The organism is Luteimonas abyssi (genome assembly GCF_001482195.1).
In the GTDB taxonomy this organism is placed as follows: domain Bacteria; phylum Pseudomonadota; class Gammaproteobacteria; order Xanthomonadales; family Xanthomonadaceae; genus Luteimonas; species Luteimonas abyssi.
Genome location: NZ_KQ759763.1, coordinates 1,647,362 through 1,667,591 on the forward strand (window position 1 = coordinate 1,647,362; position 20,230 = coordinate 1,667,591).

The 20,230-nt window shown below is 69.3% G+C and carries 22 protein-coding genes; 18 read left to right on the forward strand and 4 right to left on the reverse strand.

What is annotated here, in order from left to right:
* Positions 1 to 29: 29 nt before the first annotated feature.
* From RG19_RS06820 to flgA, 4 genes are all read right to left on the reverse strand, one after another.
* Positions 30 to 1,220: an ATP-binding protein gene (locus RG19_RS06820; RefSeq protein WP_082672533.1), complete on the reverse strand. Its 1,191-nt coding sequence runs from the start codon at positions 1,218 to 1,220 to the stop codon at positions 30 to 32.
* 79 nt (positions 1,221 to 1,299) lie between these two features.
* The gene (locus tag RG19_RS06825; RefSeq protein WP_058834624.1) at positions 1,300 to 1,635 is read right to left on the reverse strand and encodes a flagella protein; all 336 of its coding nucleotides are present in this window, start codon (positions 1,633 to 1,635) and stop codon (positions 1,300 to 1,302) included.
* Positions 1,635 to 1,943, reverse strand: coding sequence for a flagellar biosynthesis anti-sigma factor FlgM (flgM, locus tag RG19_RS06830; RefSeq protein ID WP_058834625.1), 309 nt, complete (start codon positions 1,941 to 1,943; stop codon positions 1,635 to 1,637). Before flgM ends, RG19_RS06825 begins: the two co-directional genes overlap by 1 nt.
* A gap of 96 nt (positions 1,944 to 2,039) precedes the next feature.
* Positions 2,040 to 2,681: a flagellar basal body P-ring formation chaperone FlgA gene (flgA, locus tag RG19_RS06835; RefSeq protein ID WP_058836460.1), complete on the reverse strand. Its 642-nt coding sequence runs from the start codon at positions 2,679 to 2,681 to the stop codon at positions 2,040 to 2,042.
* Between the two features lie 195 nt (positions 2,682 to 2,876).
* On the opposite strand from flgA, the gene RG19_RS06840 reads away from it, so the two are divergent.
* The 18 genes from RG19_RS06840 (at position 2,877) to RG19_RS06925 (ending at position 20,176) form a co-directional block, all read left to right on the forward strand.
* A complete protein-coding gene (locus tag RG19_RS06840) occupies positions 2,877 to 3,839 on the forward strand; it encodes a chemotaxis protein CheV (RefSeq protein WP_058836461.1) in 963 nt (320 codons plus the stop codon).
* 120 nt (positions 3,840 to 3,959) lie between these two features.
* Entirely contained in the window at positions 3,960 to 4,370 is a 411-nt protein-coding gene (flgB, locus tag RG19_RS06845) for a flagellar basal body rod protein FlgB (RefSeq protein ID WP_058836462.1), read from the forward strand.
* Between the two features lie 5 nt (positions 4,371 to 4,375).
* A complete protein-coding gene (gene flgC, locus RG19_RS06850) occupies positions 4,376 to 4,783 on the forward strand; it encodes a flagellar basal body rod protein FlgC (protein ID WP_058834626.1) in 408 nt (135 codons plus the stop codon).
* A 23-nt stretch (positions 4,784 to 4,806) separates the two neighbouring features.
* On the forward strand, positions 4,807 to 5,478 hold the full coding sequence (locus RG19_RS06855; protein WP_058834627.1) for a flagellar hook capping FlgD N-terminal domain-containing protein: 672 nt from the start codon (positions 4,807 to 4,809) through the stop codon (positions 5,476 to 5,478).
* A gap of 62 nt (positions 5,479 to 5,540) precedes the next feature.
* Entirely contained in the window at positions 5,541 to 6,764 is a 1,224-nt protein-coding gene (flgE, locus tag RG19_RS06860) for a flagellar hook protein FlgE (RefSeq protein ID WP_058834628.1), read from the forward strand.
* Between the two features lie 21 nt (positions 6,765 to 6,785).
* The gene (locus RG19_RS06865) at positions 6,786 to 7,535 is read left to right on the forward strand and encodes a flagellar basal body rod protein FlgF (RefSeq protein ID WP_058834629.1); all 750 of its coding nucleotides are present in this window, start codon (positions 6,786 to 6,788) and stop codon (positions 7,533 to 7,535) included.
* Positions 7,536 to 7,652: 117 nt separating this feature from the next.
* Positions 7,653 to 8,438, forward strand: a complete 786-nt coding sequence (gene flgG / locus RG19_RS06870) for a flagellar basal-body rod protein FlgG (protein WP_058834630.1) — start codon at positions 7,653 to 7,655, stop codon at positions 8,436 to 8,438.
* A gap of 44 nt (positions 8,439 to 8,482) precedes the next feature.
* Complete coding sequence (gene flgH / locus RG19_RS06875) at positions 8,483 to 9,160, forward strand: flagellar basal body L-ring protein FlgH (protein ID WP_058834631.1); 678 nt, start codon at positions 8,483 to 8,485, stop codon at positions 9,158 to 9,160.
* Positions 9,161 to 9,171: 11 nt separating this feature from the next.
* On the forward strand, positions 9,172 to 10,320 hold the full coding sequence (locus tag RG19_RS06880) for a flagellar basal body P-ring protein FlgI (protein WP_058834632.1): 1,149 nt from the start codon (positions 9,172 to 9,174) through the stop codon (positions 10,318 to 10,320).
* Between the two features lies 1 nt (position 10,321).
* A complete protein-coding gene (gene flgJ, locus RG19_RS06885) occupies positions 10,322 to 11,485 on the forward strand; it encodes a flagellar assembly peptidoglycan hydrolase FlgJ (protein WP_082672534.1) in 1,164 nt (387 codons plus the stop codon).
* Positions 11,486 to 11,497: 12 nt separating this feature from the next.
* Entirely contained in the window at positions 11,498 to 13,378 is a 1,881-nt protein-coding gene (gene flgK / locus RG19_RS06890) for a flagellar hook-associated protein FlgK (protein ID WP_058834633.1), read from the forward strand.
* Positions 13,375 to 14,577: a flagellar hook-associated protein FlgL gene (flgL, locus tag RG19_RS06895; protein ID WP_058834634.1), complete on the forward strand. Its 1,203-nt coding sequence runs from the start codon at positions 13,375 to 13,377 to the stop codon at positions 14,575 to 14,577. The genes flgK and flgL overlap by 4 nt, the downstream gene beginning before the upstream one ends.
* Before the next feature lie 557 nt (positions 14,578 to 15,134).
* Positions 15,135 to 16,328 carry a flagellin gene (locus RG19_RS06900; protein ID WP_058834635.1) on the forward strand — a complete coding sequence of 398 codons (1,194 nt, stop codon included), beginning with the start codon at positions 15,135 to 15,137 and terminating at the stop codon, positions 16,326 to 16,328.
* Between the two features lie 414 nt (positions 16,329 to 16,742).
* Positions 16,743 to 18,101: a flagellar filament capping protein FliD gene (gene fliD, locus RG19_RS06905; RefSeq protein WP_058834636.1), complete on the forward strand. Its 1,359-nt coding sequence runs from the start codon at positions 16,743 to 16,745 to the stop codon at positions 18,099 to 18,101.
* A gap of 88 nt (positions 18,102 to 18,189) precedes the next feature.
* Complete coding sequence (gene fliS, locus RG19_RS06910; RefSeq protein ID WP_058834637.1) at positions 18,190 to 18,597, forward strand: flagellar export chaperone FliS; 408 nt, start codon at positions 18,190 to 18,192, stop codon at positions 18,595 to 18,597.
* Positions 18,594 to 18,896, forward strand: a complete 303-nt coding sequence (locus RG19_RS06915) for a hypothetical protein (RefSeq protein WP_157515189.1) — start codon at positions 18,594 to 18,596, stop codon at positions 18,894 to 18,896. Before fliS ends, RG19_RS06915 begins: the two co-directional genes overlap by 4 nt.
* A complete protein-coding gene (locus RG19_RS06920) occupies positions 18,893 to 19,477 on the forward strand; it encodes a PilZ domain-containing protein (protein WP_082672535.1) in 585 nt (194 codons plus the stop codon). Before RG19_RS06915 ends, RG19_RS06920 begins: the two co-directional genes overlap by 4 nt.
* Before the next feature lie 60 nt (positions 19,478 to 19,537).
* Positions 19,538 to 20,176, forward strand: a complete 639-nt coding sequence (locus tag RG19_RS06925) for a response regulator (RefSeq protein WP_058834639.1) — start codon at positions 19,538 to 19,540, stop codon at positions 20,174 to 20,176.
* Positions 20,177 to 20,230 lie beyond the last annotated feature (54 nt).

Consider the following 20,230-nt stretch of genomic DNA (forward strand, 5'->3'; position numbering starts at 1 on the left):
CTTGGCGACGTCGCCGGCGACAGCGCGGGTCAGCCGTGGCTGCCGGGTTGGCGGACCGGCAACACCACCCGGAAGCGGCTGCCGACGCCCGGCTCGCTGTCGACCTCGATACGGCCGTGGTGCTTGGCGACGATGCCGTACGAGATGGACAGCCCGAGACCCGTGCCCTTCCCCACCGGCTTGGTGGTGAAGAACGGATCGAAGATCCGCGCCAGCATGTCCGGGGCGATGCCGCTGCCGGTGTCGCCGATCTCGATCCAGACCGTGCCGTCGCCCAGCCCTGAGCGCACGCTGATCACGCCGCGTTCCTCGATCGCCTGGCCTGCGTTGAGCAGCAGGTTCATGAAGACCTGGTTGAGCTCCGACTGCATGCACTCGATCATCGGCAGCTTGCCGTACTGCTTTTCCAGCGTGGCCTTGTAGCGCAGTTCGTTCCAGACGATGTTGAGGGTGGAATCGAGCCCGGCATGCAGATCCGCCAGTTTCCAGGCGTTGTCGCGGTCCGAGCGCGAGAAGTCCTTCAGGTCGCGCACGATCCGGGTCACCCGCTCGATGCCTTGGCGGGACTCGGTCAGCAGTTGCGGCAGATCGCGGCTGATGAAGTCGATGTCCAGCCGCTCGCGGGTGGCATCGATCTCGGCGCGCAGTTCGTCGGGCTCGGGCGCGCGCAGGGCGCGGTCGTAGGCATCGATCAGCGCGAACAGGTTGCCCACGTACTCCTGCAGGCTGCCCAGGTTGGAGTGGACGTAGCCGATCGGATTGTTGATCTCGTGCGCGACACCGGCGGCCAGCTGACCGATCGAGGCCATCTTCTCGGCCTGCAACAGTTGCTCCTGCGCGGCGGTGAGGCGGACGTTGAGTTCCTCGTGCCGGCGCAGCAGTTCCTGGTCGTCCTCGCGGATCAGGCCGGGATCCTGCAGCAGGAGCAGCAATTGGTCGTCCTGGTCGTGCAGCGCGTGCAGACGTGCGGCCAGCGTGCGACCCTCGCCGAACGACAGATAGTCGCTCCAGCGCTCCTGTGCGCGGGCCTGCTCGGGCGCGTGCGCGGGCAGCAGATCCTCGATCCGCGGGTCGGTTTCCGACCACAGCGGGTGCGAACGCCCCAGCGCCCGCGCCGACGGATTGGCGTAGACCAGCCGTCCGTCGCGCGCGTACAGCAACACGCCCTCCTGCAGACGGTCGAGAGAGGCCAGCAGCGGCTGGGCGAGCGAAGAAGGCATGGGTAGGGTCACGAAGTCCGGTCGGCTTGAGCTCGACCGCATTCTAAGGCCGCTGGCGCGGCCTGCCCGAAGGCGCGGCTCAGGCGATCGCGAGATCGCGCGAGCGGCAGGCCTGCTCGGTGCGCCCGTGGGCGTCGTAGGCGGGCGTACTCTCGACCCGGCCGAGGTGGCGCAGCGCCCAGTTCACTTCGCGCCGGCGACGGGCCAGCAGGGCGCCGTTGGCCCGGTTCAGTTCCGCCAGCTCGCCGAGCGGTCCGGCGAGTTCGCTGCTGGGGTGGCGTTCCAGCTCGCGCAACGCGGCGAGCTTCTCGCCGGTCGAGCGCATCAGCGCCTCGACATCGTGGCCGATCAGCGCTTCGCGCTCGTCGGCGAGCGCGATCGCCAGACGGTCCAGTCGGGCCTGTGCGTCGGACATCAGCCGCCCAGCTGCCCGTCCAGGTCCAGCATGCGCTGGGCGATGGCTTCGGGATCGATCCGGTACTGGCCCGAGGCGAGCGATTCGCGCACCGCCTGCACGCGCGCCTCGTCGAAGGCGGGACGTGCGGACAGGTCGCGCTGCAGGGCCTGCAGCCCGGCGGCCTCGCCGGTCAGGCGCAGGCTGTCGGCGGCCGCCGGCGCTTCGATCGCCTTGTCGCGGGCTTCGCCGGCGCGGCCGACCTGGTTGCCGATCGGGCCTGTGCTGCGGACGGCGGGAGGGGGTGTCCCTTCGATTTTCTGGCTCATGGCAGGGGTCCTGTCACCAGGGTCTTGATTGGGTTCATGGCCACTATCGGCCGGGTCTCGGGGTTCTTTAGCACGGCGTGGTCCTCGTCCGGACGGTCAGCGTCCGGCGACGATCACATCGCCGCTGGCATCCACCACGCCCTGCACCACACGGCGGGAGGACAGGTTCTCCACGCTCACGCGTTCGCGTTCGCCGGCATCGGCGAGCGCCCGCCCGACCATGCGCACCTCGACGCCGCCGTTGCGCGAGACCAGGGCGATGGTATCGCCTCGACGCACCAGCCGCGGCGCGACCAGGTCGCCCGCCGCCAGCACGCTGCCGGCGACCAGGGTGCGGCGCGCCACCCGGCCGACCGCTTCGGCCGGATCGGCGACCGCGGCGCCGGCGACGCGGCCGGTGTCGCGCTGTTCGATCGACAGCGTGTCCAGGGTGATCGTCTCGCCCGCCGCGACCCCACGGGCGAGCACCAGGACATCCTGGCTGCGGCGGGAGCGCACCGGCACGAACAGCCGCCAGCCGTCGGGGCAGGCGACCTCGACCGTCGCCGCGGCGGTCTGGCGCGCTTCCAGGCCGCTGGCGCAACGCGGCATGCGCAGCGCCGGATCGAGCGTGGCTTCCGCACCCGCAGGCACGCCGCTGGCGCCGAGCGCGGCGGCGCGGATCGATTCGACCGGCTGGAAGGCCGATGCGGCGGCCGATGCGGCGGCCGATCCGGCCGCGACCGACAGGAGCATCAGCAGCGCCGCGATGTGCACGATGCGCATGCGCCGGACGCCATGCGGTCGCGGGATGCGGGCGCAGGCGGTGTCGGTGCAGGCGGTGTCGGGGGCCGGTCGCATCGGCACTCCAGAAGAAACGGGACGCCCCATCCGTGCAAGCGCCGTGCCGTTTCCTGCGCTCAAGGGGGGATGACCCCGGCCGATACAGCGGGCATGACGCAGGATCTGCTCGCACGCATCGACCAACGCACCCGGCTGGCCGGCCACAACCGTCTGGCCTTGTTGTTGTTCCGCCTCGGCGGACGCCAGCTTTTTGGCGTGAACGTCTTCAAGGTGCAGGAGGTGCTCCGTCGCCCCTGCCTGTTCCGCGTGCCCGGCCTGCCGGAGCAGTTCGCCGGCGTGGCCGATGTCCGGGGCCGCAGCGTGCCGGTGCTGGATCTGGGCCGGGCCATCGGCCATCCGGAGCGGCAGGACGACGGTCTGCCGGGGTATCTGGTGGTGACGGAATTCAATCGCTCGGTGCAGGGTTTCCTGGTCGGCGGCGTGGAGCGGATCGTCAACATCGCGGTCGAGGACATCCAGCCGCCGCCGGACCTGGGCGCCGAAGCCGGCTATCTGACGGCGGTCACCCGGCATCAGGACGAACTGATCCAGGTCATCGACGTGGAAAGCGTGCTCGCCGACATCTCCCAGGCGCGCATGGACGCCGATCTGCCCCCCGAATACGCCCTGCCCGCCGACGCGCCGCCGATGCAGGTGCTGGTGGTGGACGATTCGCGGGTGGCGCGCCAGCAGATCCGCAGCGTGCTCGACCAGTTGGGCGTCGGCGTGACCCTGCTGTCGGACGGGCGCCAGGCGCTGGACCATCTCGTCCAGATCCATGCCGGCGGCGAACGTCCCGCCGAGCGCTACGCGATGATCGTGTCCGACATCGAGATGCCGGCGATGGACGGTTACACCCTGACGACGGAAATCCGTCGGAACCCGGCCCTGGCCGACCTGTTCGTGCTGCTGCACACCTCGTTGTCGGGCGTGTTCAACACCTCGATGGTGCAGAGCGTCGGCGCGGATGCATTCGTCGCCAAGTACAGTCCGCACGATCTGGCCGAGCACGTGCTGCGGCGCCTGCGCGAAGTGGCCGCCACCGTCGGGATGCGGTTGTCGGAGCCGGCCTGACCGCCGCGGCGTAGCCCACCGACCCCGCTGCGGGCGGCGTGCCTTCACGGGCATCGCCGTGCGACGCGCATTGGCACACCGCTTGCATCCACCCGGACACGGTTCCGGCGGAGCATGCCGATGTCCAATCCGATCTCGTCCTACCTGGGTCTGCAGGCCGACGCGCTGCCGCTGCGCGAGCAGCGCATGAAGCTGATCGCCAGCAACCTGGCCAACGCCGACACGCCGGGCTACCAGGCTCGCGATCTCGATTTCAATGCGGCGCTCGCCGACGCGGCCCAACGCCGCCAGCACGGCGCGCCCGCGTCCACCGGCGACACCCGCGACAACCACATTCCGCTTCCGGCGGTCCCGGGCGGCGATGCCTTCGCGGTCGCCCGCGTGGCGACCCAGGCCAGTCTGGACGGCAACACCGTCGATCCCGATGCCGAACGCGCCGCATACGGCCGCGCGGCCCTGGAGTACCGCGCCTCGCTGAACTTCCTCGAGTCGAAGGTGCGCTCCCTCATGACCGCCATCACCGGACAGTAACCGCCATGAGCAATCTGCCGATCTTCGACATCGCCGGCTCCGCGCTGCAGGCGCAGTCGGTGCGCATGAGCACACTGGCCAGCAATCTCGCCAACGCCGATTCCGTGGCCGGCAGTCCGGACCAGGTCTACCGCCCGCTCGAACCGGTGTTCCGCGCCACCGCGCACGGCAGCGATCCCGCCCTGACCGGGGTCGAGGTCGGCGGCATCGTCGAGCGCGGCAGCCCGCCGATCCAGCGTTACGAGCCCGGGCATCCGCTGGCCGACGAGAACGGCTACGTCTACGCGCCGGATGTGGATCCGGTCTCGCAGATGGTCAACCTGATCTCGGCCTCGCGCAGCTATCAGGCCGGCGTGGAAGTGCTCAACACCGCGAAGGAACTGGCCGTCGCGACCCTGAGCATGGGCCGCTGAACGCCGACCACAGGACATCACCGATGAGTACGATCGCCAACGATCTCTACAGCTCGCTGGGTTTGACCGGCAATGCCGGCGCCAACCAGGACCGTCGCGCCGACTCGCTCGGCCAGGCCGACTTCCTGCGCCTGATGACCGAGCAGCTGCGCCACCAGGATCCGCTCAATCCGATGGAGAACAGCGCGTTCCTGGGCCAGCTCGCCCAGTTCTCCACGGTGCAGGGCATCCAGGACCTCAACGGCATGGTCAACGGCTTCGCCGATGCGATGGCGTCGGACCAGATCCTGCGCGGCGCAGCGCTGGTGGGACGCGAGGTCCTGGTGCCCTCGGCGAAGATTCCGCTCGACGAGAGCGGCGACGCCACCGGCGTCATCGCCGCGCCGTCGGCGGGCACGGTGAACTTCGAGGTGACCGACGCCAACGGTCAGGTGGTGCGGCGCTTCAGCGTCGCGGCCGAAGCCGCCGGCGAAGTGCCCTTCGCCTGGAACGGCCAGGGCGACGACGGCAACCGTCTGCCGCCAGGCGCCTACGGCATCACCGCGCGGCATGTCGCGGCCAACGGCGACGCCAGCACCCTGGGCACCTACGTCCGTGGCCGCGTCGACAGCGTGTCGGTCGGCTCCGACGGCCTCTATCTCGACCTCGAACGCCTCGGCACCGCCCCGCTCGCCTACGTGCTGCGCGTGGGCTGAGCCGTCCCGCCTCCCTGCTCGATCCGCCCTTCTTCCGCGCACGACCTCCACCGGAGTCCGCCATGAGTTTCAAGACCTCGCTGTCCGGCATCAACGCGGCCAACGCCAATCTCAACGTCACCGCGAACAACATCGCCAACGTCAACACCACCGGCTTCAAGGAGTCGCGGGCGGAGTTCGCGGACCTGTTCTCGTACACCTCGTACGGCCTGTCGCGCAACGCGATCGGCTCGGGCGTGAAGCTGAGCAACGTGGCGCAGCAGTTCTCCCAGGGCAACATCGACCCCACCGGGCGCAACCTCGACATGGCGATCGACGGCGAGGGCTTCTTCACCCTGAGCAAGAACGGCGCCCGCGTCTACTCGCGCGCCGGCAACTTCCAGACCAATGCGCAGGGCTTCGTCGGCACGCCGGACGGCGCCCGCCTGCAGGTGTATCCGCCGCGCGAGGGCGGCGACGGTTTCGACATCGGCCGGGTCGGCGACCTGCAGTTGCTGACCACCGACAGCCCGCCGCGCCAGACCGGCCAGGTCAACCTGATGGTCACCCTGCCCGCCGACACCCAGGCGCCCACCGTGACCCCGTTCGACCCTGCCGAACCGAACAGCTACAGCGCCTCCAGCGGCGGCGTCACCGTGTTCGATTCGCTGGGCGTGAGCCACACCCAGACCTCGTACTTCGTCAAGACCGGCACGCCGAACGAGTGGCAGGTCCACAACTACGTGGACGGCGAGCCCGCCGGCGAGCCGGTGACCCTGCGCTTCTCCGACAGCGGTGCGCTGGTGGAACCCGCCGACGGGCGCATCGCACTGGATCCGGTCACCCCGTCGACCGGTGCCGGCGTGCTGCAGATGGGCCTGAACCTGTCCGGCTCGACCCAGTACGGCGAGGAATTCCAGCTCCGCGACTCGCGCCAGGACGGCTACGCCGCCGGCAAGCTCAACGAGATCAGCATCTCGGCCGACGGCGTGGTGTTCGCGCGTTATTCCAATGGCGCCGATGCCGCGCTGGGCCAGATCGCGCTGACCACGTTCGTCAATCCGCAGGGCCTGCAGGCGCAGGGCGACAACACCTGGGCGGAGACCCATGTCTCCGGCACGCCGCGCACGGGGGCGCCCGACAGCTCGGATTTCGGCCAGATCCAGGCCGGCGCGCTGGAATCGTCCACGGTCGACCTCACCGAGCAACTGGTGAACATGATCACCGCGCAGCGCAACTTCCAGGCCAATGCGCAGATGATCTCCACCCAGGACCAGGTCACGCAGACCGTCATCAACATCCGGTGATGACGGCGGAGGTCGCGCGTTATGGATAAAGCCCTCTACATCGCCATGACCGGGGCCCGCGCCACCCTGCAGGCGCAGGGCACGGTCGCGCACAACCTCGCCAATGCCGACAGCGCCGGCTTCAAGGCCGCGCTGGCGAACACCCGGCCTTACCGGATCGACGGCGGCGAGCACGCCTCGCGCATCGCCACCCAGCACAGCGACCAGGGCTTCGACAGCCGTGCGGGAGCGCAGCGGGTGACCGGCAATCCGCTGGACGTCTCGCTGCGCCCCGACCGCTGGCTGGCCGTGCAGACCGCCGACGGCGGCGAGGCCTATACACGCGCCGGCAACCTGTCCCTGACGCCCAACGGGCAGTTGGTCACTGCGGGGGGGCACCCGCTGCTCGACCAGCAGGGCATGCCCATGGTCGTCCCGCCGCACCAGGCGCTGGATGTCGGACACGACGGCACGGTCTCCATCGTGCCGATGGGCGAAGGGCCGGAGACGCTGGCCATCGTCGGCCGGATCCGGACCGTGGATGCGGCGCCGGATCGCCTGCAGCGCGGCCTCGACGGCCTGATGCGCAACGCGCAGCCGGACCTGCCGCTGGCCCAGGCACCCGGAGACGTCATGACCACAGGCGCGCTGGAAGGCAGCAATGTCGATGCGGCCGGCGCGCTGGTGCAGATGATCCAGTTGCAGCGGCAGTTCGAAATGCAGGTGAAGCTGATCCAGCGCGGCGACGACAACGCCCAGGCCGCCAACAGCCTGCTGCGCCTCGGCGGTTGAAACGGGCGCCGGCGTCCGCCGCGACGCCGGCGATGCCGCCTCGTTCCGGGTTTCCGGCACGCCGCTTGCAACTCCCTTCCACGAGGGCGCCACCGGCGCCGAACCGAGGATCCGCCCATGAACCAGGCTCTCTGGGTCGCCAAGACCGGACTGGACGCGCAGCAGACGCGGATGTCCGTGGTGGCCAACAATCTCGCCAACACCAACACCACCGGTTTCAAGCGCGACCGCGCCAACTTCGAGGATCTGCTGTACCAGCAGGTCCGGCAGCCCGGCGGCGCCACCTCGCAGCAGACGCAGTTGCCCTCCGGCCTGCAGTTGGGCACCGGCGTGCGCGTAGTGTCGACCGACAAGGACTTCCAGCAGGGCAATCCGCAGCAGACCGGCCGCGCGCTCGACGTGATGATCAACGGCCGCGGCTTCTTCGAGGTGCTGATGCCCGACGGCACGCCGGCCTACACCCGCGACGGCAGCTTCCAGATCAACCCGCAGGGCGAACTGGTCACCAGCAGCGGCTATCCGGTGCAGCCGGGCATCCAGATTCCCGAGGGCGCGCAGTCGATGACCATCGGCAACGACGGCACCATCAGCGTGCAGATGGCCGGCGAGCCGCAGGCCATCGAGATCGGTGCGCTCACGGTCACCGATTTCATCAATCCCGCGGGCCTGCAGGCCCGCGGCGAGAACCTGTTCGTCGAGACCACCGCCTCGGGCCCGGCGCAGAACGGCACCCCCGGCCTGGCCGGCTTCGGCCTCGTCGAGCAGGGCGCGCTGGAAGGCAGCAACGTCAACGTGGTCGAGGAGCTGGTGGGCATGATCGAAACCCAGCGCGCCTACGAGATGAACGCGAAGGCGATCTCGACCACCGACCAGATGCTCGCCTACCTCAACAACAACGTGTGATGCCCGCCATGACGTCCCTCGTCCCGTTCCGTGGCCGACGCCCAATGCCCGCCCTCGCCGCCCTCGCCGCACCGGCGCTGCTGGCCGGCTGCACGGTCGCCGGCGATGTCCGCCCCTACCCGCCGATGGCGCCGATCCAGACGGTCGTCGCCGCGCCCGTGGCCGCCACGCCCGGCGCGATCTACCAGGGGGGCGGCGGACAGGGGCTGTCGCTGTTCGCCGACAAGCGCGCACGCGACGTGGGCGATCTGCTGACCGTGCAACTGATCGAGAACACCACCGCGCAGACCAATGCCACCACCCGCATCGGCCGCGACAGCAGCATCGAGATGGGCGTGCCGAACCTCTTCGGCGGACCGGTGACCGTCAACGGCCGCGACGTGCTCAGCGTGTCGGCGGGCGGTTCGCGCGATTTCGACGGCAACGGCCGCAGCGCGCAGAGCAACCGCCTGCAGGGCAGCGTGACGGTGACCGTCGTCCAGCGTCTGCCCAACGGCAACCTCGTGGTCGAGGGCGCCAAGGAATTGCGTCTGAACCAGGGCAACGAACTGGTCCAGGTGCAGGGCATCGTGCGGCCCTCGGATATCGGTCCGGACAACAGCGTCCTGTCGAGCCGCGTCGGCGAGGCCCGCATCGTCTACGGCGGCCGCGGCGCGATCGCCCAGTCCAATGCCATGGGCTGGCTCGGACGCTTCTTCAACTCCGGCCTCTCGCCGTACTGAGTGACCTCGTCATGACCCTCGCTCCCCTGCTCCGCCTGATCGCCTGGGCGATCGCCGGAACGCTGGTTTTCGGCGCGACGGCGGCCCCTGTGCACGCCCAGGAGCGCATCAAGGATCTCGCCGGCGTCGGCGGCGTCCGCGGCAATGCGCTGGTCGGTTATGGCCTGGTCGTCGGGCTCGACGGCAGCGGCGACCGCACCAGCCAGGCGCCCTTCACCGTGCAGAGCCTGCGCAACATGCTCAACGAGCTCGGCGTGACCGTGCCGTCGAACGTCAACCCGCAGCTGCGCAATGTCGCCGCGGTCGCGATCCACGCCGAGCTGCCGCCCTTCGCCAAGCCCGGGCAGACCATCGACGTCACCGTGTCCTCCGTCGCCAACGCGGTGTCGTTGCGGGGCGGCACGCTGTTGATGGCGCCGCTCAAGGGCGCCGACGGCCAGGTCTACGCCGTCGCCCAGGGCAGCCTGGTGGTCGGCGGTTTCGGCGCCGAAGGGCGCGACGGGTCGCGGGTGTCGGTCAACGTGCCCAGCGTCGGCCGGATTCCGAACGGGGCCATGGTCGAGCGCGAGGTCGGCGGCGGATTCGGTGGCGGCGGCTACGGTGGCGACCCGGGCGAGCTCACGCTCAACCTCAACCGCCACGATTTCACCACCGTGTCGCGCATGGTCGCCGCGCTCGACGCGCGCTTCGGGCCGGGCACGGCACGCGCCGTCGACGGCGTCACCGTCGCGGTCCGCGCCCCGTACGACCCCGGCGCGCGGGTCGGCTTCATGGCCGAGGTGGAGAATGTCACCCTGACCCCCGGCCAGGCGCCGGCCAAGGTCATCGTCAACTCGCGCACCGGCACCGTGGTGATCGGCGCCCAGGTGCAGGTGATGCCGGCCGCGATCGCGCACGGCTCGCTCAGCGTGACCATCTCCGAGAGCTTCGACGTGAGTCAGCCGGAGCCGTTCGGGCGTGGCAGCACCGTGGTATCGCCACGTTCGGATGTCGAGGTCAGCCAGGACGGCAGCCGCATGTTCAAGTTCGCCGGCGGCACCTCGCTGGACGAGATCGTGCGCGCAGTGAATGCCGTGGGCGCTGCCCCGGGCGACCTGATCGCGATCCTGGAGGCGCTCAAGCAGGCCGGCGCGCTGCGCGCGGAGCTCGAGGTGATCTGACGTGCGTATCGACGCCGCCCCCATCGAGCTCGCGCCCCTGCGGCGCCCGGATGCCGGTCGCATCCAGGAGGCTGCGCGCCAGTTCGAGGGCGTGTTCGCGCAGATGCTGATCAAGAGCATGCGCGACGCCAGCTTCGGCGATGCGCTGTTTCCCGGCGAGAATCAGCTCTATCGCGACCTGTACGACCAGCGCCTGGCGCAATCGCTGACCGAGGGCCGAGGTCTCGGCCTGGCGCAGACCATCGCGCGTCAGCTCGGAGCCGCCGACACCGACTCGCCTGCGCTGGATGTCGGCCTGCCGCCGGGCGTCGGTGCACCGCGGCCCGACGCGGGGTTCGGCGGAACGGCCGACGCCGACGATCTGCAGGCGCGCACGCTCGACATGATCGGCGGGCGCACGCCGCCGACGGGCGCCGACACGGCACCGGCCGCGGCGCGCTCGCCGATGGACGCCTTCATCGATCGCCTCATGTCCGGTGCCCGCAGTGCGGGCGAGGCCGCCGGCCACGCGGTCCGCAGTGTGCCGGGCGCGCTCGAAGCCGCTGCGCGCTCGGCCGCCGAGACCTTCGCGCCGCGCTCGCCGGAGCGCTTCGTCGCGTCGATCTGGTCGCAGGCCCAGGACGCCGCGCGCGAACTGGGCGTCGACGCCCGCGCCCTGGTCGCGCAGGCGGCACTGGAGACCGGCTGGGGACGGCGGACGATCCAGCGCGCCGACGGCGGCACCGCCAACAATCTGTTCGGGATCAAGGCCACCGGATGGCAGGGCGAACGCGCCGGCGCCATGACCCACGAATACCGCAACGGCGTGCGCACGACCGAGCGCGCCGAGTTCCGCGCCTATGCGTCGCCGGGCGAAAGCTTCGCCGACTACGTGCGCCTGCTGAAACAGAACCCCCGCTACCGCCAGGCGCTGGAATCGGGTGGCGACGTGCGCCGCTTCGCCAATGCCCTGCAGCGCGCCGGCTACGCCACCGACCCCCGCTATGCCGACAAGCTCGATGCGATCGCCAACGGCCCGACGCTCGAGCGCGCCCTGTCGGCGATCCGGCGCGTGGCGCAGAACGCGCAGGACACCGCCGTCGACCGCGTGCAGTCCGCCCTCGCCTCGCCCCTGCCCGCCGCCGCACAGTCGGCCACGCTCCCCCGCCACACCTGGCACCGCTAAAGGCCCGCCCTCATGCCGAACGTCCTGTCCACCGGCACCAGCGCCCTGATGGCGTTCCAGCGCGCCCTGGCGACGGTCAGCCACAACGTCGCTAACGTCAATACGCCCGGCTACAGCCGACAGCGCGTGGAGTTCGAGGCCCGGAACCCCGCGTTCGTCGGCGTGGGCTACATCGGCAGCGGCACCCAGGTCTCGGACATCCGCCGGGTCGTGGACGATCTCGCCAACGCGCGTCTGATCGAAAGTGGTGGCGAACTGGCGCGCCTGCAGCAGCTGTCGACGCTCTCGTCGCGCGTCGACGTGCTGTTTTCCGACAGCGCGACCAACCTGGCCGGTGTCTGGTCGAACTTCTTCGACTCGGTCAGCGCCCTGTCGTCCAATGCAGGGTCGTCGGCCGAGCGCGCGAGCGTGCTGGCCCAGGCCACCGCATTGACCACCCGGTTCCATCAGCTCGGCGGCCACCTCGACGGTCTGGAGCGCGAGGTCAACGACGGCATGCGCTCGGGTGCCGGCGAGATCAACCGCCTGACCGCCGAGATCGCACGCCTCAACGGCCAGATCGGCGCCAACGGTGCGAACGCCGCGCCCGATCTGCTCGATCGGCGCGAGCGTCTGGTCGGCGAGCTGGTCGCCTACACCGGCGGTGCCGCGGTGGTCCAGGACGGCGGCGCGATGAACGTCTTCACCGCCGGCGGCCAGGCCCTGGTGGTGGGCACCACCGCCTCCCAGGTCGTCACCGTCGCCGATCCCTACCAGCCCCAGCGCCTGCAGCTGGCCCTGGACAGCCAGGGCCACCGCATTCCGATGGATGCGCGCGTCCTCGGCGGCGCCATGGGCGGGCTGATCGAATTCCGGGCCAGCGTGCTCGATCCCAGCCGGGCCGAGCTGGGGCGGATCGCCGCCGGGCTCGCGCACAGTTTCAACGAGGCGCATGCCGCCGGCGTGGATCTGTACGGCACGCCCGGTGGCGAGTTCTTCAGGCTGCCGCCACCGACGGTCGCCGGTCATGCCGGAAACGGCGGCAACGCATCGTTCGCTGCCGACTTCGACGATCTCGGCCAGTTGGACGGCGCCGATGTGGTACTGCGCTTCCAGGACGGCGCCTGGACCGCGCGTCATGCCGACTCGGGCGCCGTCCTGGAGATGACGGGTGCGGGGACCGCGGGCGATCCGCTGCGCATCAATGGCGTCGCGCTGACGCTGTCGGGAACGCCCGCGGAGGGAGACCGGTTCCTGCTGCAGCCGACCGCCAAGGCCGCGACCGGCATTTCGCTGGCGATCACCGATCCCTCGCGGATCGCGGCGGCATCGCCGGTCGGCGCGACTGCCGACCTGGGCAATACCGGGACCGGCAAGGTGGCGGGCGTGCGGATCACCGATGCGGCGGATCCGAATCTCCGCACACCGGCCGAGATCGTGTTCATCGATGCCAATACCTACGCCATCGATGGCGGCGAGCCGCAGAGCTACACACCCGGCGATGTCATCGCCGGGCCTGGCTGGTCCCTGGTGCTGGACGGCGTTCCCGCGGCCGGCGACGGCTTTTCCATCGTGCCGACCGCGGCGGGATCGAGCGACAACGGCAACGCACTGCACCTCGCCGGACTCGACGACGCCCGCATGCTCAACGGTGGCACCGTGACCCTCAACGGCGCCATCGGCGGCCTGACCACCGCGATCGGGTCCACCGCGCGCCAGGCCGAGTACTCCGCGGATGCGCAGCGCGTCATCCACCAGCAGGCGCAGGCGTCCCGCGATGCGGTCTCCGGCGTCAACCTCGACGAGGAGGCCGCCAACCTGTTGCGTCTGCAGCAGGCCTACCAAGCCGCCTCGCAGATCATCGCCACCGCCGACACCCTGTTCCAGTCCATTCTCGGAGCCGTTCGCCGATGAGCACACGCATCTCCACCGGCATGGTCTTCAACCAGTCGGTCAATCTCATGCTCGACAAGCAGGCCCGGTTGATGCATCTCCAGCAACAGCTGGCGACGGGACAGAAAATGGTCACCGCCAAGGACGACCCGGTCGGCGCCGGCACCGCCGTCGGGCTGGACCGTGCGCTGGCCGAGCTGGAGCGCTACGGCAAGAACGCGGATCACGTGCAGAACCGGCTGGGCCTGCAGGAAAACGCGCTCGCACAGGCCGGCGACGCGATGGCGCGCATCACCGAGCTCACGGTGCGCGCCAACAATCCGGCGCTGTCGGAAGACGACCGCAGGGCCATCGCGTCCGAACTCGTCACCATCCAGGACCAGCTGCTGAGCCTGGCCAACAGCACCGACGGCAGCGGCCGCTATCTGTTTGCCGGAACCGCCGATGACACCGCGCCCTTCGCGCGCGGTGGCGGCCAGGTGACCTACAACGGCGACCAGACACAGCGCAGGATCGAGATCGCACCGGAAACCCACGTACTCGATGCCGTGCCCGGCAGCGAGATCTTCATGCGCGTACGCACCGGCGACGGCACTCTGGATGCGAACGCGGATGCGGCCAATACCGGCACCGCCGTCCTGACCGGATTCGGCAGGGCGCCGGGGAACTGGAGCGGAGAACGCTATGACATCGTCTTCACCTCTGCCGAAACCTACGAGCTGCAGAACACTGCCGGCGAGGTGATTCGCACCGGCGAATACCGCAGCGGAGAGGACATCGTGCTGGAAGAAGGCCTCCGTCTGCGACTCGAAGGCGCGCCCGCAGCCGGCGACACGTTCGCCATCGGGCCGTCCGAAACCCGCGACGTGTTCGGAACGCTCGACCGGCTGATCGGCGCGTTGCAGATGCCGTTCGGCTCGCCGGAAGAGAAGGCCGCACAGCAGAATCTCCTGCAGTCGTCGCTGCGCGACATCGCCCGGGCGTCGGAACACATGATCGACGCCCGCGCGGCGGGTGGCGCGCAACTCGCCGCGCTCGACAACGCGCAGGCATTGCGCGAGGCCAACGCGATCACCTTCGAGACCACGCTGTCTTCGTTGCGCGATCTCGACTACGCCGATGCGATCGGCCGTTACCAGATCGAGACCGCGGCGCTGCAGGCTGCGCAGACGGTGTTCACGCAGATGCAGTCGATGTCGCTGTTCGACAGGATCCGCTGAGCCCGCCAAGGCGCGATACCCCGACCGCACCGACGCGATGCCGGTGCGCGCTGCGAGGCTCGCTGCCGACGGGCCTCGCCACGCCCGTGCGGCAAGTCCCAAGGCCGTCCCGTCGCGATACGGCGGGCAACGTCGGTGGCATCGGCCCGGTTCGGCGACATCAGCGTCGCGTGCGCCAGGCCTGCAGGGCCGCGCGATGTTCGTCATCGCCAGGACAGTCCGTCGCGCGCTCGCATCCCGACACCAGCCTTCGCTGCGAGCAGGTCGCGCCCCTCGCCCTCCCTACGTACAGCTGCGGCACGCCCCGCACCGGCCGCCGGTTGCGCGTGCGCGAACGGGACGATTCAAGTTTCCGGAACCGCTGTCGTTAATGCACCTTCGGCAGCGTTCGCGACGCCGGGACTGCACGAAGAAAGCGATACGCGGGCCCTAAAGCTTCCTGAAACCTCGCCGTTATTCATCACAGCAGCGGCACCGGTCAGTTTGATGACCCCCCTGCGGAGGCTCCGGCCAGGGCATTCCTCCCGCCGGGAAAAATCGTTAGAGGAGAATCAACCATGTCCCAAGTCATCAACACCAACGTGATGTCGCTCAACGCCCAGCGCAACCTGGGCGCCAACAGCTCGAGCCTGGCGACCACGATCCAGCGCCTGTCCTCGGGCCTGCGCATCAACAGCGCCCGCGACGACGCCGCCGGCCTGGCGATCGCCGAGCGCTTCTCGACCCAGATCCGCGGTCTCGACGTCGCCGTGCGCAATGCCAACGACGGCATTTCGCTGGCCCAGACCGCCGAAGGTGCGATGGTCGAGATCGGCAACAACCTGCAGCGTATCCGCGAGCTGTCGGTGCAGTCGGCCAACGCCAGCAACTCGCAGTCGGATCGTGACGCGCTGAACGCCGAAGTCGCGCAGCTGACCGCCGAGATCGACCGCGTCGCCAACCAGACCAACTTCAACGGCACCAAGCTGCTCGACGGCAGTTTCGCCGGCGCCCTGTTCCAGGTCGGCGCGAACGCCGGCCAGACCATCGGCATCAACAGCATCGTCAACGCCAAGTCCGATTCGCTGGGCTCGGCGGCGTTCGCCACGGATTTCACCACCGAAGCGGCGAGCACCCTCGATACCGAAGAAGCCGCGACGCTGAGCGGGCTGAGCATCGTGATGACCGATGCGGACGGCAACGAGACCACGGTCGCGTTCGGCGACATCGAGATCGCGGCGGGCACGGACGCGGCCGACATCAACAAGGCTGTGGCGCAGGCGATCAACAACAAGCTCGATCAGACCGGCGTCTACGCCTCGCTCGACGATGACGGGAATCTCAACCTGTCCTCGATCAAGGCCGGCCAGACGTTCGAGTTGGATTTTGCCGACGATGCGAGCACTGCCGCCGAGTATGGTCTGGCGGGTACGGGTGGCGACGAGCTGGCAGCCGCAAGCCGCGCCGCCGACCTGGACATCTCGTCCTTCATCGGTGCCCAGCGCGCCCTGGAAATCGTCGATTCGGCACTGACCTCGGTGAACTCCGCCCGCGCCGACATGGGTGCGGTGCAGAACCGCTTCACCTCGACGATCGCCAACCTGCAGACCACCTCCGAGAACCTGTCGGCCTCGCGCAGCCGCATCCGCGACACCGACTACGCCAAGGAGACCGCGGAGCTGACCCGCACGCAGATCCTGCAGCAGGCCGGTACCGCGATGCTGGCCCAGGCCAACTCCGTGCCGCAGAACGTGCTCAGCCTGCTGGGCTGATCGCAAGGGCGTCCGCGCCCCGTCCAGCGCCCCTGCCGCTCGCGGTGGGGGCGTTTTCGTTGGGGCTCCGGCGCGCCTGCGAGGCGTCGGCCGATGCTCTCCCGGACCTTCCGCTTTTTTCGCCATGCCTGTGGCAGCGAAGGACAAGCGCGACGTCCGCCTTCGTGCCGGATTCCTGCATCCGGATGCGATCGGGAGCGCCAGCATGGGGGCGTACGCACTGCACACTGCACGAGAGTGGTGCCGGGTGGCGCGGCTGTGGCAAGCATGACGTGATGTGCCGCGGTACCGGAGGGCGTTTTTGGAACGAAGCTTGCATCGCTCGGCGCACGCGTGCGCCTGCGAAGCGACGGGCACTCGATTTCCGCCATCTTCGGCCGATAACAGAACAGCGACCTGTTCCAGGAGTTCGACATGACCACGATCAACTTCAGCGGCATCGGCACCGGCATGGATATCCGCGGGTTGGTCGAACAGTTGGTCGCCGCCGAGCGGGCACCTGCGGAGAACCGGATCAATCGGGCCGCCGCGCAGGTGAATGCGCAGCTTTCGGCGCTAGGTCAGGTCCGCGGCGTGTTCGGCAACCTGCAGACGGCATTGGGCCGTCTGTCCACCAGCTCGGATACGCCGGCCCACAGGGCGACCGTGCCGGAAGGCGCAGGCTTCACCGCGACCACCGGCAGCAGCGCGGTCGCCGGCCGCTACAGCATCGAAGTGGCTGCCCTGGCGCAGTCGCACAAGCTGGCGTCGGACGTGTATGCAGCGGATGCCGCCGTGGGCACCGGTCGCCTGACCATCGACGTCGGCGACCGTACCCACACCGTCGAAATTGCCGCCGACAGCACCCTGTCGGACGTGGCGCGGGCGATCAACGCAAGTGCGGGCGGGCGCGGCGTCACGGCCAGCGTGATCAACATCGATGGCGGCCAGCGGCTCGTGCTCAGTGCGACCGATGCCGGCAGCGACAATGCCATTCGCGTCCGCGCCGAGGGCGGCGATGGTGGACTCGCTGCCCTCGCCTACGATCCCGATGCCGGCGTCAACGGTCTCGACGAGGTGAATGCGGCTACAGACGCCCGGATGCTGATCGACGGCTTCGAGCGCTCCGCCGGCAGCAACACGATCACCGACCTGGTCCCCGGGCTGACCCTGAATCTGACCAAGGCCCAACCCGGCGAAACCTTCGACATCCGTATCGAACAGGACCATTCAGCGGTGCTGTCGCAGATGCAGGCCTTCGTCACCGCCTACAACAACGCCAATACGACGCTGCGCTCGGTCAGCGCCTACAACGCCCAGACCCAGACCGCGTCGGCACTCACCGGCGATGCGATGGTGCGCGGCATGCAGCAGCAGATGCGCGGCATGCTCAGCCAACATGCCGACACGTTGTCCACCCTGGGACTGTCGATCTCGACCAATGGCGCGCTGTCGCTGGACACCGGCACGTTCAACACGGCGATGGCCGAGGATCCGACTCTCGTCGCGGGCGTGTTCGGCAAGTCCGGCTCGATCGCCGCCGACCTCGACGGCATGCTGAAAGGCGCGCTCGACAGCAGCTCCGGCACGTTGACCAACCGCACCAACAGCCTCAATCGGCAGATCGGCTCGCTGTCGGACCAGCTCGACGCGCTCGACCGCCGCATGGAATCGGTGTCGGACCGCTATCTCGCCCAGTTCATCGCGATGGACACCATGGTCGCGCAGATGAACAGCACCAGTTCCTATCTGAGCCAGCAACTCGAATCCCTGCAGCGACAGCTCAACCGATAGACCCCGCTGCCGATAAGGATACGCCGGCCGCGTCGCGGTCATCGATACACCGGGCGACAGGATCCGCCCGAACCAGGAGAGTCACGACATGTACGGGCCCAGCCGCCAGTTCACAGAGCAATACCGGAAACTCGGCGTGAGCAGCGCGGTCATGGAAGCCGACCCGCACAAGCTGATCGCGCTGTTGCTGTCGGGCGCCTGCGAGCGTATCCGGCTCGCCGAAGCCTGCCTGGAGCGCGGCGATCTCGCCCGCAAGGGCAAGGCCATCGGGGAGGCCTGCGCGATCATCGGCCATCTCGACGGGTCGCTCGACCACGAAGCCGGTGGCGAGATCGCGGGCAATCTGTCGTCGCTGTACGACTACGTCGTGCGCCGCCTGACCGAATCCAATCTTCACAACGACAGCGAGGCAATGCGCGAATCGCTGGCACTGCTGGAGGAGATCGAATCCGCATGGTCGGCGGTGCGTCCCGGTGTGGCCGGAGCGACGGCGTGAGCGTCCCCGCGTTGCACGAGCTGCATGCCGGACTGGAGGCGCTGGACGGTGCCATCGATGCCGACGACCTCAGCGGGGCCGGTGACATCATGTCCGCCTACGATCGTCAGCTCCGCCAGTACATCGAGCAGACCGGGCAGGACGCGCCGCTGGCAGGACTCCGCCAGCTGCTCGGCATGCAGAACGCGCTGCTGTCGCGGATGCGCGATCGCCAGGAGGCGCTCGGGGACGAACTGCGCCGCGATCGTCGTGCCGTTCGTGCCTCCCAGGCCTACGCCCAGGTGGGTGTGTCGCTGTGACGTTTCCCCTGCCCGCCGACGCCAGTGGCGCCGATGCAAGGCTGTTCGGCGAGACCTTGAGCTGCGAAGTCGAACTGCCGATCGCCGTGATCGCGTCCGAAGCGCGCGGGCGGCAGGCGCAGGCGGTCGCGTTGCTGGCGGGACTGGCCCAGATCGAGGATCTGCGCAAGGACGACGGTGGCGAAGAGCGCGGAGAACTGCCCCTGCTGGCGCAGCGCATGGATGCCAAGCTGGACCTGATCCTGGCCCTGATCGGGCGTCTGGCCCGGGCCTCCGACGAACTCCCCGAACGTCGCGTGCACTGGTCCCGGCTGGGCCTGCGGGTGGATCTCGACCTCGTCCCTTCGCCCCACGCCCCTTCGCTCGCCGCTGGCACGGCCGTGGTCCTCCGGCTGCAACCCGCAGACTGGTTGCCCGACCATCTCGAATTGCCGGCGACCGTGATCGCCCGGACGGAGCATCCAGGCGGCGTGCGCCTCTGGCTGCGCTTCGCCGATCTGCGTCCCGATCTGACCGAAGCCCTGGACCGCCACCTGTTCCGGTTGCATCGGCGACAGATCGCCGAGCAGCGCCGACGCTGAGCGCCGATTGGCGTATTCTTGACTGGATGCGGCCGCACGGTCGCCTGGAGGACCCGACGGGTGCGCGTTCTGATCGTCGATGACCACACGCTCGTGCGTGCGGGCCTGACCCGCCTGTTGCAGGGTTTCGATGGTGTCGACGTGTGCGGCGAAGCGAGCCGCGCGGACGAAGCGCTGGATCTGAGCCTGATCCACCGGCCCGACGTGGTGCTCATGGATCTCTCCCTGCCCGGCCGCAACGGGATCGACGCGATGGCCTCGATCCACGCCGAGCTGCCCGGCGTCCGCGTATTGATGATGTCGATGCACGACGACGCCATGCACGTCCGCAGTGCGCTGGAGCGCGGCGCGTCCGGTTTCATCGTCAAGGATGCCGCGCCGCTCGAACTCGAGCTCGCCCTGCGCACGGCGATGGGCGGCGAGGTGTTCCTCAGCCCCCGTCTGTCCTCGCGGATGATGGCGCCGCTGTTCGGACGCGAGAAAGCCGGCGCCAGCGGCATCGATGCGTTGTCACCGCGGCAGCGGCAGATCCTGGGCATGATCGGGCGCGGGCTCAGCAACAAGGAGATCGGCGCGGAGCTCGGTATCAGCGTCAAGACGGTGGAGACCCACCGTGCGCGGATGATGGAGGCCCTCGGCTGCCGACGCGCCAATGAGCTGGTCCTGCTGGCGGCACGGCATTTGCAGGAAGTCGTCTAGGGTCGCCGCATCCAGCGACAGGCCGTTCGCATCGGCCGCTCCCGGCTTCCGCAC

What these genes read in the sequence shown, in the direction of transcription:
- flgM (WP_058834625.1), bottom strand. Translation starts at nt 1,943, where the DNA reads ATGAGCCAGAAAATCGAAGGGACACCCCCTCCCGCCGTCCGCAGCACA.
- RG19_RS06840 (WP_058836461.1), top strand. Translation starts at nt 2,877, where the DNA reads ATGACGCAGGATCTGCTCGCACGCATCGACCAACGCACCCGGCTGGCC.
- RG19_RS06865 (WP_058834629.1), top strand. Translation starts at nt 6,786, where the DNA reads ATGGATAAAGCCCTCTACATCGCCATGACCGGGGCCCGCGCCACCCTG.
- flgH (WP_058834631.1), top strand. Translation starts at nt 8,483, where the DNA reads ATGCCCGCCCTCGCCGCCCTCGCCGCACCGGCGCTGCTGGCCGGCTGC.
- RG19_RS06900 (WP_058834635.1), top strand. Translation starts at nt 15,135, where the DNA reads ATGTCCCAAGTCATCAACACCAACGTGATGTCGCTCAACGCCCAGCGC.
- flgL (WP_058834634.1), top strand. Translation starts at nt 13,375, where the DNA reads ATGAGCACACGCATCTCCACCGGCATGGTCTTCAACCAGTCGGTCAAT.
- fliD (WP_058834636.1), top strand. Translation starts at nt 16,743, where the DNA reads ATGACCACGATCAACTTCAGCGGCATCGGCACCGGCATGGATATCCGC.
- flgE (WP_058834628.1), top strand. Translation starts at nt 5,541, where the DNA reads ATGAGTTTCAAGACCTCGCTGTCCGGCATCAACGCGGCCAACGCCAAT.
- fliS (WP_058834637.1), top strand. Translation starts at nt 18,190, where the DNA reads ATGTACGGGCCCAGCCGCCAGTTCACAGAGCAATACCGGAAACTCGGC.
- flgG (WP_058834630.1), top strand. Translation starts at nt 7,653, where the DNA reads ATGAACCAGGCTCTCTGGGTCGCCAAGACCGGACTGGACGCGCAGCAG.
- RG19_RS06825 (WP_058834624.1), bottom strand. Translation starts at nt 1,635, where the DNA reads ATGTCCGACGCACAGGCCCGACTGGACCGTCTGGCGATCGCGCTCGCC.
- RG19_RS06855 (WP_058834627.1), top strand. Translation starts at nt 4,807, where the DNA reads ATGAGTACGATCGCCAACGATCTCTACAGCTCGCTGGGTTTGACCGGC.
- RG19_RS06820 (WP_082672533.1), bottom strand. Translation starts at nt 1,220, where the DNA reads ATGCCTTCTTCGCTCGCCCAGCCGCTGCTGGCCTCTCTCGACCGTCTG.
- flgK (WP_058834633.1), top strand. Translation starts at nt 11,498, where the DNA reads ATGCCGAACGTCCTGTCCACCGGCACCAGCGCCCTGATGGCGTTCCAG.
- RG19_RS06880 (WP_058834632.1), top strand. Translation starts at nt 9,172, where the DNA reads ATGACCCTCGCTCCCCTGCTCCGCCTGATCGCCTGGGCGATCGCCGGA.
- flgC (WP_058834626.1), top strand. Translation starts at nt 4,376, where the DNA reads ATGAGCAATCTGCCGATCTTCGACATCGCCGGCTCCGCGCTGCAGGCG.
- flgB (WP_058836462.1), top strand. Translation starts at nt 3,960, where the DNA reads ATGTCCAATCCGATCTCGTCCTACCTGGGTCTGCAGGCCGACGCGCTG.